The organism is Pseudomonas sp. GW821-FHT02H06, assembly GCF_059421525.1.
The window spans coordinates 144,751-157,817 of the sequence record NZ_JBWKVD010000004.1 but is presented as its reverse complement, the minus strand read 5'-3'; the positions used below and the strand labels follow the sequence as shown (position 1 = coordinate 157,817).

General features: G+C 60.8%; 11 protein-coding genes. 8 read left to right on the top strand and 3 right to left on the bottom strand.

Annotation, left to right across the window (positions count from 1 at the left end; translation table 11 throughout):
- Positions 1–90 precede the first annotated feature (90 nt).
- Positions 91–1,737: a Na+/H+ antiporter gene (locus AC07VF_RS09035; RefSeq protein ID WP_495007856.1), complete on the top strand. Its 1,647-nt coding sequence runs from the start codon at positions 91–93 to the stop codon at positions 1,735–1,737.
- A gap of 41 nt (positions 1,738–1,778) precedes the next feature.
- Here the strand turns inward: AC07VF_RS09035 and dapC are convergent, their stop codons facing one another.
- The 3 genes from dapC to map all read right to left on the bottom strand — a co-directional run bounded on the left by dapC (position 1,779) and on the right by map (position 6,638).
- Positions 1,779–2,975, bottom strand: a complete 1,197-nt coding sequence (dapC, locus tag AC07VF_RS09030; RefSeq protein ID WP_495007855.1) for a succinyldiaminopimelate transaminase — start codon at positions 2,973–2,975, stop codon at positions 1,779–1,781.
- A 96-nt stretch (positions 2,976–3,071) separates the two neighbouring features.
- Positions 3,072–5,771: a [protein-PII] uridylyltransferase gene (locus tag AC07VF_RS09025; RefSeq protein ID WP_495007854.1), complete on the bottom strand. Its 2,700-nt coding sequence runs from the start codon at positions 5,769–5,771 to the stop codon at positions 3,072–3,074.
- 84 nt (positions 5,772–5,855) lie between these two features.
- Complete coding sequence (gene map / locus AC07VF_RS09020) at positions 5,856–6,638, bottom strand: type I methionyl aminopeptidase (protein ID WP_192170825.1); 783 nt, start codon at positions 6,636–6,638, stop codon at positions 5,856–5,858.
- A gap of 339 nt (positions 6,639–6,977) precedes the next feature.
- On the opposite strand from map, the gene rpsB reads away from it, so the two are divergent.
- The 7 genes from rpsB to ispC all read left to right on the top strand — a co-directional run bounded on the left by rpsB (position 6,978) and on the right by ispC (position 13,066).
- On the top strand, positions 6,978–7,718 hold the full coding sequence (rpsB, locus tag AC07VF_RS09015) for a 30S ribosomal protein S2 (protein WP_037014262.1): 741 nt from the start codon (positions 6,978–6,980) through the stop codon (positions 7,716–7,718).
- Between the two features lie 187 nt (positions 7,719–7,905).
- Positions 7,906–8,769, top strand: coding sequence for a translation elongation factor Ts (gene tsf, locus AC07VF_RS09010; RefSeq protein WP_122537362.1), 864 nt, complete (start codon positions 7,906–7,908; stop codon positions 8,767–8,769).
- 222 nt (positions 8,770–8,991) lie between these two features.
- Complete coding sequence (gene pyrH, locus AC07VF_RS09005; protein ID WP_037014256.1) at positions 8,992–9,735, top strand: UMP kinase; 744 nt, start codon at positions 8,992–8,994, stop codon at positions 9,733–9,735.
- Positions 9,732–10,289 (top strand): ribosome recycling factor, encoded by a 558-nt coding sequence (gene frr / locus AC07VF_RS09000; RefSeq protein WP_065989845.1) that lies wholly within the window; start codon positions 9,732–9,734, stop codon positions 10,287–10,289. Before pyrH ends, frr begins: the two co-directional genes overlap by 4 nt.
- A gap of 16 nt (positions 10,290–10,305) precedes the next feature.
- Positions 10,306–11,061: a polyprenyl diphosphate synthase gene (uppS, locus tag AC07VF_RS08995; protein WP_074891303.1), complete on the top strand. Its 756-nt coding sequence runs from the start codon at positions 10,306–10,308 to the stop codon at positions 11,059–11,061.
- Positions 11,061–11,879 carry a phosphatidate cytidylyltransferase gene (locus tag AC07VF_RS08990; protein ID WP_423571800.1) on the top strand — a complete coding sequence of 273 codons (819 nt, stop codon included), beginning with the start codon at positions 11,061–11,063 and terminating at the stop codon, positions 11,877–11,879. The genes uppS and AC07VF_RS08990 overlap by 1 nt, the downstream gene beginning before the upstream one ends.
- Positions 11,876–13,066 carry a 1-deoxy-D-xylulose-5-phosphate reductoisomerase gene (gene ispC, locus AC07VF_RS08985; RefSeq protein ID WP_192170827.1) on the top strand — a complete coding sequence of 397 codons (1,191 nt, stop codon included), beginning with the start codon at positions 11,876–11,878 and terminating at the stop codon, positions 13,064–13,066. Before AC07VF_RS08990 ends, ispC begins: the two co-directional genes overlap by 4 nt.
- The last annotated feature ends 1 nt before the right edge of the window (position 13,067 follow it).

Genomic DNA, 13,067 nt, shown 5'->3' with positions numbered 1-13,067 from the left:
ACCATCGCAGCCGCGAAGATGGGCACTTTGCCGGACGCATCGGGTCTGTTGCCGATGTCAGTCATGAGTCAACGCTTGGGGAAACACGCAATGCAAACAGCCTATACCGTCCTTATCTTGTTGACGCTGGTAGGTGTCTCGCGATTGCTCGCCCGGTTGATTCCGCTGCCGTTGCCGCTTGTTCAGATCGCTGCGGGCGCCTTGCTGGCCTGGCCGACCCTGGGCCTGCACGTGGCGCTCGACCCTGAGCTGTTCCTGTTTCTGTTCCTGCCGCCGCTGCTGTTTTCCGATGGCTGGCGGATGCCCAAGCGCGACCTCTGGCGCTACCGCGGCGCGATCCTGACCCTCGCGGTCGGGCTGGTGATTTTTACGGTGATCGGCGCCGGATACTTCATCCACTGGCTGCTGCCTTCAATTCCCTTGCCCGTCGCGTTTGCGCTGGCGGCCGTGCTGTCGCCGACGGATGCCGTGGCGGTCTCGGCCATCGCCCAGGATCGGCTGCCCGCGCCGATCATGCGCATGCTCCAGGGCGAAGCATTGATGAATGACGCGACCGGCCTGGTCACTTTCAAGTTCGCGCTGGCAGCCGCCATCACCGGGGTGTTTTCCCTGACCGATGCCAGCCTGAATTTCGTGCTGGTCGCCTGCGGCGGTCTGGCCGTGGGCGTTGCGCTGAGTTGGGTGGTGGGTCGCCTGCGCAGCTGGATGATCACCCGGGGCTGGGATGATCCAGCGACCCACGTCGTCTTCATGTTGCTGCTGCCGTTCGCCGCTTACGTGCTGGCCGAGCGCCTTGAGCTGTCCGGAATTCTCTCGGCGGTGGCGGCAGGGATGATGCAAAGCTGGGTCGATCTGCTGCCGCGCCAGACCACCACCCGATTGCTGAATCGCAGCGTGTGGACCCTCTTGGAGTTTGCGTTCAACGGCCTGATCTTCCTGCTGCTGGGCTTGCAGTTGCCGGACATCATCACCGCCGTTACCCATCACGAAGCCACCCTATGGCCGACCCTGTTGTGGCGGTGCCTTGACGTGCTGGTAATCTTCGTCGTGCTGGCGGCGCTGCGTTTCATCTGGGTGCAAAGCGTCTGGCGGCTGATGATCCAGATCCGGCGCTGGCGCGGCAGGGGCGACGGCACCCTGGATCTGTCGACCCGGTCGTCATTGCTGCTGACCGTGGGCGGGGTGCGCGGTGCTGTCACGCTCGCGGGTACGTTGTCGGTGCCGATGCTGATCAGCGCCGGCGTCGACTTTCCCGAGCGGGACTTGCTGATTTTCATTGCCGCCGGGGTGATTCTGCTGTCGCTGGTGTCGGCGAGCATTGGCTTGCCGGTGCTCCTGCGTGGGCAGGTCAGTGAGCCGGACATGCGCATGAAGCGCGAAGTGCGAGAAGCCTGGAAGCGCACGGCTCAGGCGGCGATTCAGACACTGGAGAACGAGGCGATCCCGGCAGCGACGGATTCGCCCGACGCCGCGCAAGCGGTCCTCGCCATGGAAGTGAAGGCGCGGATCATGTCCGAATACCGCCAGCGTCTGGATATCTTCAATGACACCGCCGAGGCTCAGGCCCTGGCGTTTCAAATGGATCAACTGGAAAAGCGCATGCGCCTTAACGCCCTGCGTGCTCAGCGCCTGAAGCTGTACGACCTGCACCGCCATCACCAGATCGGCGATGACGTGCTTCGCCTGGTGCTGGCAGAACTCGATTTGAACGAAGCCAATCTGGGTCTGGCGCACTGAGGCTAGAGGCTGGCCTCAGTGCGTAGAGTGTCAGCAGGAAATCAACGGCTCGTCATGAAATCCCGGATGCGCTGCGCGGCTTCGATGCACTCGGCCAGCGGTGCAACCAGTGCCATGCGCACGCGACCGGCGCCGGGATTGAAGCCGTCGACCTCGCGGGACAGGTAGGAGCCTGGCACCACCGTCACGTGCTGGGTGACGAACAGATCCCGGCAGAACGCTGCGTCATCAGTCCCGACGCTGGGCCACAGATAGAAACCGCCGTCCGGGTGTTGCACATCCATGACCGGGCTAAGGATTTCCAGCACGGCGTCAAACTTTTCCCGGTACAGCGTGCGGTTGGCGCGCACGTGTTCTTCATCGCTCCAGGCCGCGATGCTCGCCAATTGCGTTTGCACCGGCATCGCGCAGCCGTGGTAGGTGCGGTAGAGCAGAAACGCCTTGAGAATCTCGGCATCGCCGGCGACGAAACCCGAGCGCAGGCCCGGCAGGTTCGAGCGCTTTGACAGGCTGTGAAAGACCACGCAGCGCTTGAAATCCTGGCGACCCAGTTCGGCGCAGGCGCTGAGCAGGCCGGGCGGCGGGGTCGCTTCGTCGAAATACAACTCGCTGTAGCACTCGTCCGCGGCAATCACGAAATCGTGCTTGTCGGCCAGGGCGATGAGCTTTTTCAGGGTTTCCACCGGGATCAGCGCACCGGTCGGGTTGCCCGGCGAGCACAGGAACAGAATCTGGCAGCGGTCCCAGACATCAGCGCTGACCGCGTCGAAATCCGGGTTGAAACCGTGCTCGGCCAGGCACGGCAGATAGTGCGGGGTGGCGCCGGCCAGAAACGCCGCGCCTTCATAGATTTGGTAAAACGGGTTGGGACTGACCACCAGACCGTCGTCAGCGCGGTTGACGACCGTCTGGGTAAAGGCGAACAGCGCCTCACGGGTGCCGTTGACGGGCAGCACGTGTTTCGCTGCATCCAGCCAGCCGGCAGGCACGCTGAAACGGCGCTCGCACCATGTGGCGATGGCTTCACGCAACGCAGGAATTCCGGCCGTGGTCGGGTAGACCGCCATCTGATCGAGGTTGTCGGCCAGCGCCTTGGCGACGAACTCCGGCGATTTGTGCTTGGGTTCGCCGATCGACAGGGCGATCGGACGTTTGTCCGGATTCGGCGTAACGGCACCGAGCAACGCGCGAAGTTTCTCGAAAGGGTAGGGCTGAAGCTGCTGCAGGGCGTTATTCATGTCGAATCGTTCTCAAGGCTGGGCGCCCGCACTCGTGTACACGATGTGGCAGGGCGCCGTTGAATCAAGTCGTTAAGTCGTGCCGTCCTGGCGGATTCAAATGCTGATGCGCAACTCGCTGCCGGGCTCGGGATTGACGCTGAGCTGCTCGACGATTTCATCCTGCAGGCGCCGGCACAGCTGTGGGTCGGACAGCGGCTGGTGGTTTTCATCGGTCAGGAAGAACACGTCTTCCACGCGCTCGCCCAACGTGGCGATCTTGGCGTTCTGCAACGACAGATCGAACTCCAGGAAGATCTTGCCCAGTCGCGCCAGCAGTCCAGGTCGATCCGGCGCACTGAGCTCCAGCACCGTGACCGGCCGTTGCGCGTCGTTGGAAATCGTCACCACGGGCGCGAAGGCAAAGTGCTTGAGCTGACGCGGTACGCGGCGCTTGATGATGGTCGGGTAATCGTCGGGGTTGCGCAGCGCCTCGGTCAGGCCCTCGCGAATGGCCTTGATGCGCTCCGGATTGTCACCGATCGAACCGCCTTCGCTGTCGAGCACGATGTAGGTGTCGAGGGTGAACTGGCTGGTGGACGTGATGACCCGGGCGTCGTGAATGTTCAGGTTCAGCTGGTCCATGGCCGCCACGGTCACGGCGAAGAAGTCGTGCTGGTCGGGCGCATAAATGAAGATCTGCGTACCGCCTTCGAACTCGCGCTGGGTGGTTTCCTTGATCAGCACCAACGGCCCGCCATCGGCTGGCTGCTGCAAAATCGCGTCGCTGTGCCAGGCCACGTCGCCGGCGGTGTGACGCAGGAAATAGTCATCACCCAGTTGCGACCACAGTTGCTCGACGTCGTCGGGATCAGTGCCGCTGCGCACCAGAATATCCAGGGCGGCGCTTTGCGTGCGACGGATCTGCTCCTCGCGGTCGACCGGGTTCTCCAGCCCGCGCTTGAGCGCGCGCTTGGTCTCGGTGTACAGCTGGCGCAGCAGGCTGGCCCGCCACGAGTTCCACAGCGTCGGATTGGTCGCGTTGATGTCGGCGATGGTCAGCACATAGAGGTAGTCCAGGTGCACTTCATCGCTGACGAACTGGGCGAAGTCGTGAATCACCTGCGGGTCGGACAAGTCCTTGCGCTGGGCGGTGGTCGACATCACCAGATGGTTCTGCACCAGCCAGACAATCAGCTGGGTGTCCCAATTGGGCAGGTGATGACGAATGCCAAACGCTTCGGCATCCACCGCGCCCAGTTCCGAGTGATCGCCGCCGCGGCCCTTGCCGATGTCGTGATAAAGCCCGGCCAGGTAAATAAGCTCGGGCTTGGGCAGCTTGGCCATGAGCTTGCTGGCCAGCGGGAATTTCTCTGACACCTGCGTGTATTGCAGCTTACGCAGGTGCTTGATCAGGTTCAGCGTGTGGGCATCGACCGTGTAGATGTGGAACAGGTCGTGCTGCATCTGCCCGACGATATGGCCGAACTCCGGCAGGTACAGGCCGAGAATGCCGTAACGGTTCATCCGCCGCAGGTTGCGATGGATGCCTATCTCGCATTTGAACAGCTCGATGAACAGGCTGGTGTTGCGGATATCGTTGCGGAAATCGTCGTTGATCAGGTAGCGGTGTTCCCGCAGCAGCCGGATGGTGTCGGCCCGCACGCCTTTTATTTCCGGGCGCTGCGCCATCAGCACGAAGATCTCGATCATCGCGAACGGCGTGCGCTTGAAGACGTTCGGATGGGTCGCTTCGATGTAACCGTCATGCAGCTGGAAGCGCGAGTTGATGGTCTCGGTGACCGTGCCTTCGTCGTCCGCCAGGATGACTTCTTCGAAGTGCTGAATGATCAGGTCGCTGAGCTGCGCGATGCTCATGACCACCCGGTAGTACTTCTGCATGAAGCGTTCAATGGCCAGCTTGGCGTCGCTGTCTTCGTAGCCCAGCAGGCGCGCGATACTGCTCTGGTAATCAAACAGCAGACGGTCTTCGGAACGACCGGCGAGCATGTGCAGCGCGTAACGGACCTTCCAGAGAAATTCCTGGGAGGACGCCAGCAGCGCGTTTTCGCTCTCCAGCAGAAAACCCTCGTCGGCCAGTGCGTGCAGATTCAGCGTGCCGTACTGGCGACGGGCAACCCAGAGAATGGTCTGGATATCCCGCAGGCCGCCGGGCGAGCCTTTGACGTTGGGTTCGAGGTTGTATTCGGTGTCGAAATACTTGTGATGGCGGTTCTTCTGCTCGGCGCGTTTGGCCAGGAAGAACTCTTTGCTCGGCCACATTTCGCGGGTGCTGGTGACGGCGAGCATGCGCTGACGCAGTCGCTCGGGACCGGCAATCGTGCGGCTTTCCATCAGATTCGTGATGACGGTCAGATCGGCGCGGGCTTCGGTGGCGCATTCGTCCACCGAGCGCACGCTCTGACCGACTTCCAGGCCGATGTCCCACAGCAGCGTCAGAAAGCGCTCGATGGAATCGCGGAAAACTTCATGGTCGGCGCTGTCCAGCAGGATCAGCAGATCGATGTCGGAGTAGGGGTGCAGTTCGCCGCGACCGTAGCCGCCAACCGCCAGCAAGGCGATGTCGGCGTCTTCGCTCCAGTCGAACTGATCCCAGGCCTGCTGCAGGATGTTATCGACAAACCAGGCACGGTCTTCGATCAGTCGACGAATTTCCCGGCCGGACTTGAAGCGTCCGTCCAGCACTTCGCGCGCCTGACGGATGGCTTTCTTGAAGGCGGGTATGGGGCTGGCCTTCAGTGCCAGCTCGGCCTGAAACTGGCCGCGATCGAACAAATCTGGGTCCACCTGCGGCATCGAACTGCTTTCCTTCTATCTATACCGACCGTGCTAAACCGACCGTGCTGGCTGTACGGACCATGATGGCGAAAGACTCTGCGATCAGGCCGAGGTGCGGGCGATGGTGTCATCGCTGCGCAGGGTGAAGATCTCATAACCGGTCGCGGTCACCAGAATGGTGTGCTCCCACTGCGCCGACAGCTTGCGATCCTTGGTGATGGCTGTCCAGCCGTCGCCCAGCAGACGCGTGTCGGCCTTGCCCTGGTTGATCATCGGCTCGATGGTGAAGGTCATGCCTTCTTTCAGCTCCACACCGTCCCCGGCCTTGCCGTAGTGCAGCACTTGTGGCTCTTCATGGAAGACCTTGCCGATGCCGTGGCCGCAGTATTCGCGGACGACCGAGAAGCCGTTCTTCTCGGCATGCTTCTGGATCACTTCGCCGATATCGCCCAAATGCGCGCCGGGCTTGACCACTTCGATGCCTTTATAAAGGCACTCCTGGGTGACGCGGGACAGACGCTCGGCCCATTCAGGCACCTGGCCTACGTGGAACATCTTGCTGGTGTCGCCGTGGTAGCCGTCCTTGATGACGGTCACGTCGATGTTCAGCACGTCACCATTCTTCAGCGGCTTCTCGTTCGGAATGCCGTGGCAAACCACGTGGTTGATCGAGGTGCAGATGGATTTCGGGAAACCCTTGTAATTCAGCGGCGCCGGAATGGCCTTCTGCTCGTTGACGATGTAATCGTGGCAGATGCGGTCCAGTTCTTCGGTGGTCACGCCAGGCTTTACATAGTCGCCGATCATTTCCAGCACGTCCGCAGCCAGGCGGCCGGCAATGCGCATCTTCTCGATGTCTTCGGGGGTTTTCAGTGTCACGGTCATTAAACAGGCTCTCTCGGCGCGGCGGGGCCACGGCTTGATACGGAAAAAACGCGATTCTACCAGACCGTCGTCAGGCGGGTTATCATCCCGTCCCCGATCGCGGAGGACAGGGTGCCTGACCGTTAACGCGAGGAGGACAAAAGCGTCGGAAAAACAGGCTCTTATTTCGAGTTCCGTTATCCAGTCTTTTGTGATATAAAATGCGCCGCTTTACGGGGTCTGCCCCGAAAGCTCTAACCCACACACGTGTCGACACGATGACCTGGGTGCCTTCGGCTCAAGCCGCTGGTTGGTCATTGGGATACGTGGAGGCCTAACCCGACTTATCAAGGAACTATCATGTCCCAAGTCAACATGCGCGATATGCTGAAGGCCGGTGTGCACTTCGGTCACCAGACCCGTTACTGGAACCCGAAAATGGGTAAATACATTTTCGGCGCGCGCAACAAGATCCACATCATCAACCTTGAAAAAACCCTGCCTATGTTCAACGAAGCTCTGACTTTCGTTGAGCGCCTGGCTCAGGGCAAAAACAAGATCCTGTTCGTCGGCACCAAGCGTTCCGCTGGCAAGATCGTCGCTGAAGAAGCAGCACGTTGCGGTTCGCCGTACGTCGATCACCGCTGGTTGGGCGGCATGCTGACCAACTTCAAGACCATCCGCGCTTCCATCAAACGTCTGCGTGATCTTGAAATCCAGGCAGAAGACGGCACTTTCACCAAGCTGACCAAGAAAGAGGCGCTGATGCGTACTCGCGATCTGGAAAAGCTGGATCGTAGCCTGGGTGGTATCAAGGACATGGGCGGTCTGCCAGACGCTCTGTTCGTTATCGACGTTGATCACGAGCGCATCGCGATCACCGAAGCCAACAAGCTGGGTATCCCGGTCATCGGCGTTGTCGACACCAACAGCAGCCCTGAAGGCGTTGACTACATCATCCCGGGCAACGACGACGCAATCCGCGCCATCCAGTTGTACATGGGTTCGATGGCTGACGCTGTGATCCGTGGTCGCAACAACAATGCTGGCGGCACCGACGTTTACGCTGAAGAAGCTCCAGCGGCAACTGTTGAAGGCTGAGTAACAAACGCCTGGCGTTGACTCAGTACGCAAAAAGGGGGCTTGGCCCCCTTTTTGCCACCTCGAAAACCATCTGACGTTGCCATCGATCTTATTGTCATGTGCAGCAGTCACCATGGATTTTCAAGAATTTGAACGCCCGTCTTGCGGGTGGAATGGTTGAAGACCTATCCAAGAGGATTTTGAAATGGCAGAGATTACTGCAGCGTTGGTCAAAGAACTGCGCGAGCGTACCGGCGAAGGCATGATGGATTGCAAAAAGGCCTTGACCAAGGCTGGCGGCGACATCGAAAAAGCCATCGACGATATGCGTGCTTCGGGCGCAATCAAGGCAGCCAAGAAAGCAGGCAACGTTGCTGCTGAAGGCGCCATCTCCATCAAGGACGACGGCAAAGCTGCTGTCCTGATCGAAGTCAACTCCCAGACCGACTTCCTGGCTCTGCAGGATGACTTCAAGGCATTCGTCGCTAAAAGCGTCGAGAAAGCCTTCGCTGACAAGCTGACTACCGTTGAGCCTCTGGTTGAAGCGATGGAAGCTGATCGTCTGGTGCTGGTCGGCAAGGTTGGCGAGAACGTCAACATCCGTCGTCTGGCGCGCATCGAAGGCGACGTGCTGGGTTCGTACCTGCACGGCAACAAGATCGGCGTGGTTGTCGTCCTCAAGGGCGGCGATGCAGAGCTGGCGAAAGACATCGCCATGCACGTAGCAGCGACCAACCCTGAGTTCCTGCTGCCGTCGGACGTTTCGCCAGAGGCGATCGAACGCGAGAAGAATGTCTTCATGCAGTTGAACGAAGACAAGCTGAAAGGCAAGCCTGCTGAAATCGCCGAGAAGATGGTTGGCGGTCGTATCAGCAAGTTCCTGGCTGAAGCGAGCCTGGTTGAGCAAGCGTTCGTCAAGAACCCGGAAATCAAGGTTGGTGAACTGGCCAAGAAAGCCGGCGCTGAAATCGTTTCCTTTACCTACTTCAAAGTGGGCGAAGGCATCGAGAAGCCAGTCGACAACTTCGCTGAAGAAGTCGCTGCTCAAGTAGCTGCAAGCAAGCAATAAGACGGTTTTCCAACTGTCGCCCCGAAGAGGCTGCCCGCTAACGCGCGCAGCCTCTTTGTCAAAGCGGTACGCGGAATTGTTATTGCTGCACTGAATTTGTTTTTGCAGGGGGCTGGGCCTACGAGGCTGCATTTCCCTGAAGCAGTGACCTAGAGTTAGCGCAGGCCGAAAACGGCCCGCAACTCGAACGATTTTTTTCAAACGCCGCAGGAGAGATTCGCAATGGCTCAGCAGGGCAGTGGCTATCAAGCTCGCTATAAACGCATTCTACTCAAGCTCAGCGGCGAGGCCCTGATGGGGTCGGAAGAGTTCGGCATCGACCCCAAGGTGCTGGATCGCATGGCGCTGGAAGTCGGTCAGCTGGTCGGCATCGGTGTTCAGGTCGGTCTGGTCATCGGTGGCGGGAACCTGTTCCGCGGCGCAGCGCTGAGCGCGGCCGGCATGGATCGGGTCACGGGCGACCACATGGGCATGCTGGCCACCGTGATGAATGCGCTCGCCATGCGTGACGCGCTGGAGCGGGCCAACATCTCGGCCATCGTGATGTCAGCCATTTCCATGGTGGGTGTGACCGATCACTACGACCGGCGCAAGGCCATGCGTCACCTGAATGCCAAGGAAGTCGTGATCTTCGCGGCCGGTACCGGCAATCCGTTCTTCACCACGGATTCCGCAGCGTGCCTGCGCGCGATCGAGATCGACGCTGATGTCGTGCTGAAAGCAACCAAGGTCGATGGTGTGTACACTGCCGATCCATTCAAGGACCCGCATGCCGAGAAGTTCGATCGTCTGACCTATGACGAAGTGCTGGATCGCAAGCTGGGTGTAATGGATCTGACAGCCATCTGTCTGTGTCGTGACCACAAGATGCCACTGCGTGTCTTCAATATGAACAAGCCCGGCGCCCTGCTGAACATTGTGCATGGCGGCGCGGAAGGTACTTTGATCGAGGAAGGCGAACAATGATCAACGAAATCAAGAAAGACGCTCAAGAGCGGATGAAGAAATCCCTTGAGTCCCTGGCCCATGCATTCGGCCAGATCCGTACCGGCAAGGCGCACCCGAGCATTCTCGGCAGCGTGATGGTGCCGTACTACGGCTCCGATACCCCGCTGAGCGGCGTCGCCAACGTCACCGTGAAGGATTCCCGTACGCTGCAGGTCGTGGCGTTCGAGCGCAACATGCTTTCTGCGGTCGACAAGGCCATTCAGAGCGCTGGCCTGAACCTCAACCCGACCAACCTGGGCGAGATGCTGTTGATCTCCATGCCTGCCTTGACGGAAGAGACCCGCAAGGGCTTCACCAAGCAGGCTCGCAGCGCCGCCGAAGACGCTCGCGTTGCCGTGCGCAACATCCGCCGTGACGCGTTGGGTGAGCTGAAGAAGCTGGTCAAGGACAAGGAAATCAGCGAAGACGAAGAGCGCCGCGCCGCTGCCGACATCCAGAAGCTGACGGACAAGGCTGAGGCGGACATCGACGCCGCGACCAAGTCCAAAGAAGCGGACCTGATGGCCGTATAAGGGCCGGGAAGCTTTCATGGATAAGACAAAGCTGGCTGCGCCGGCATCGGTGCCGCGTCATGTCGCGATCATCATGGATGGGAACAACCGCTGGGCCAAGAAGCGCCTGCTGCCCGGTGTAGCAGGCCACAAGGCCGGCGTCGACGCTGTTCGTGCGGTGATTGAAGTCTGCGCCGAGGCCAAGGTCGAGGTGCTGACCTTGTTCGCGTTTTCCAGCGAGAACTGGCAGCGCCCGGCGGAAGAAGTCGGCGCGCTGATGGAGTTGTTTTTCACGGCGCTGCGTCGCGAGACCAAGCGCCTGAACGAGAACGGCATCAGCCTGCGCATCATCGGCGACCGTTCGCGGTTTCATCCCGAGCTGCAGGCTGCCATCCGCGAAGCCGAGCAGCGTACGGCTGAGAACAGCCGCTTCGTCCTGCAGATCGCCGCCAACTACGGCGGTCAGTGGGATATCGCTCAGGCTGCGCAGCGGCTGGCCCGTGAAGTTCAGGCCGGCCATCTGCGCCCGGAGGACATCACCCCGGAGCTGCTGCAAACGTGTCTGGCCACCGGCGACCTGCCGTTGCCCGACCTCTGCATCCGCACGGGCGGCGAGCACCGCATCAGCAATTTCCTGCTGTGGCAGCTGGCCTATGCCGAGCTGTATTTCTCCGACCTGTTCTGGCCGGACTTCAAACACGATGCCATGCGCACTGCGCTGGCCGATTTCGCTTCTCGCCAACGCCGCTTCGGGAAAACCAGCGAGCAGGTAGAAGCTGGAGCCCGCGCTTAATGCTCAAACAACGAATCATCACTGCGCTGATCCTTGCGCCGCTGGCCCTGTGCGGCTTCTTCCTGCTGGCAGGCGGCAGCTTCGCGTTGTTCATCGGCGCGGTCGTCGTACTCGGCGCCTGGGAATGGGCGCGTCTTTCCGGCTTCGAAGCCCAATCGGCCCGCGTTCTGTACGCCGTGGTGGTCGCTGCGCTGCTGTTTCTGTTGTACCTGCTACCCGACCTCGCGCCCTGGTTGCTGGTGGCGGCGCTGATCTGGTGGCTGGTTGCAACCTGGCTGGTGCTCACCTATCCCGAGTCCAGCGAGCATTGGTCCAGTGCCATCTGCAAACTGGTGATCGGTTTGCTGATATTGCTGCCGGCCTGGCAAGGCCTGTTGCTGATCAAGCAGATGCCGCTGGGCAACTGGCTGATCCTGTCGGTGATGATTCTGGTGTGGGGTGCCGACATCGGCGCCTACTTCTCCGGCAAGGCATTCGGCAAGCGCAAGCTGGCGCCGAAAGTCAGCCCGGGTAAAAGCTGGGAAGGTCTCTATGGTGGTTTGGCGGCGTGTCTGCTGATCACTGCGGCGGTGGGTGTCTATCGCGGCTGGTCGCTGAGCGAAATCATCTTCGCTTTGGTGTGCGCGGCGATTGTCGTGCTGATCTCGGTAGTCGGTGATCTCACCGAGAGCATGTTCAAGCGCAAATCCGGGGTCAAGGACAGCAGCAACCTGCTGCCTGGCCATGGCGGTGTGCTGGATCGCATCGACAGCCTGACTGCCGCCATTCCGGTTTTTGCCTTGCTGCTCTGGGCCGCCAAAGACTGGGGCGTGATGTGAGTACGCCTCAGCTCATTACCGTGCTGGGCGCGACGGGCTCGGTGGGTTTGAGCACGCTCGATGTCATCGCGCGGCATCCGGCGCGTTATCAAGTGTTTGCCCTGACGGGTTACACGCGCCTGGCCGAGCTGTTGGCGTTGTGCGTTCGCCATACCCCGCAGTTTGCCGTGGTGCCGACGACGGCCGCCGCCCGCCAGTTGCAGGACGACCTGCGCGCAGCCGGTCTCGATACTCGCGTGCTGGTGGGGGAGGGCGGGCTCTGCGAAGTGTCTGCTCACCCTCTGGTGGATACCGTGCTGGCCGCCATCGTCGGTGCCGCCGGTTTGCGCCCGACCCTTGCCGCTGTTGAGGCGGGCAAGAAAGTCCTGCTGGCCAACAAGGAAGCGCTGGTCATGTCCGGCGCCCTGTTCATGCAGGCTGTTCGCCGCAGTGGCACGGTACTGCTGCCGCTCGACAGCGAGCACAACGCGATCTTCCAGTGCCTGCCCCGTGATTACGAAAGCGGTCTCGAGAAGGTCGGCGTCAGACGCATTCTGCTGACCGCATCCGGTGGCCCGTTCCGTCAGACACCGCTCGCCGAGCTGGAGCACGTCTCCCCGGATCAGGCCTGTGCCCATCCGAACTGGTCCATGGGTCGCAAGATTTCCGTCGATTCAGCAAGCATGATGAACAAGGGCCTCGAGCTGATCGAAGCCTGCTGGCTGTTCGACACGACGCCTGCGCGGATTGAGGTGGTGATTCACCCTCAGAGCGTGATCCATTCAATGGTCGATTACGTCGACGGCTCGGTGCTGGCGCAGTTGGGTAATCCCGACATGCGCACGCCGATTGCCCACGCGCTGGCCTGGCCCGAGCGCATCGACTCGGGCGTCGCGCCGCTGGATCTGTTCAGCATCGCGCGACTGGACTTCGAAGCACCGGACGAAGTGCGCTTCCCATGCCTGCGTCTGGCGCGGCAAGCTGCCGAGGCGGGTGACAGTGCGCCTGCGGTTCTGAACGCAGCCAATGAAGTCGCGGTCGCTGCGTTTCTGGACAAGCGCATTCGCTATCCGGAAATCGCGAGTATGATCGACGAGGTTCTGAACCTTGAGCCTGTCGTCGCCGTGTCCGAGCTGGAGACAGTGTTCGAGATCGACGCACGTGCCCGCACGTTGGCCGAGCAGTGGCTCGGTCGCAATGGTCGCTAGG

Excerpts from the sequence above, each read along its gene's own strand:
- map (WP_192170825.1), bottom strand. The coding sequence starts at position 6,638 with ATGACCGTGACACTGAAAACCCCCGAAGACATCGAGAAGATGCGCATT.
- tsf (WP_122537362.1), top strand. The coding sequence starts at position 7,906 with ATGGCAGAGATTACTGCAGCGTTGGTCAAAGAACTGCGCGAGCGTACC.
- rpsB (WP_037014262.1), top strand. The coding sequence starts at position 6,978 with ATGTCCCAAGTCAACATGCGCGATATGCTGAAGGCCGGTGTGCACTTC.
- dapC (WP_495007855.1), bottom strand. The coding sequence starts at position 2,975 with ATGAATAACGCCCTGCAGCAGCTTCAGCCCTACCCTTTCGAGAAACTT.
- uppS (WP_074891303.1), top strand. The coding sequence starts at position 10,306 with ATGGATAAGACAAAGCTGGCTGCGCCGGCATCGGTGCCGCGTCATGTC.
- frr (WP_065989845.1), top strand. The coding sequence starts at position 9,732 with ATGATCAACGAAATCAAGAAAGACGCTCAAGAGCGGATGAAGAAATCC.
- AC07VF_RS09035 (WP_495007856.1), top strand. The coding sequence starts at position 91 with ATGCAAACAGCCTATACCGTCCTTATCTTGTTGACGCTGGTAGGTGTC.
- AC07VF_RS09025 (WP_495007854.1), bottom strand. The coding sequence starts at position 5,771 with ATGCCGCAGGTGGACCCAGATTTGTTCGATCGCGGCCAGTTTCAGGCC.
- AC07VF_RS08990 (WP_423571800.1), top strand. The coding sequence starts at position 11,061 with ATGCTCAAACAACGAATCATCACTGCGCTGATCCTTGCGCCGCTGGCC.
- pyrH (WP_037014256.1), top strand. The coding sequence starts at position 8,992 with ATGGCTCAGCAGGGCAGTGGCTATCAAGCTCGCTATAAACGCATTCTA.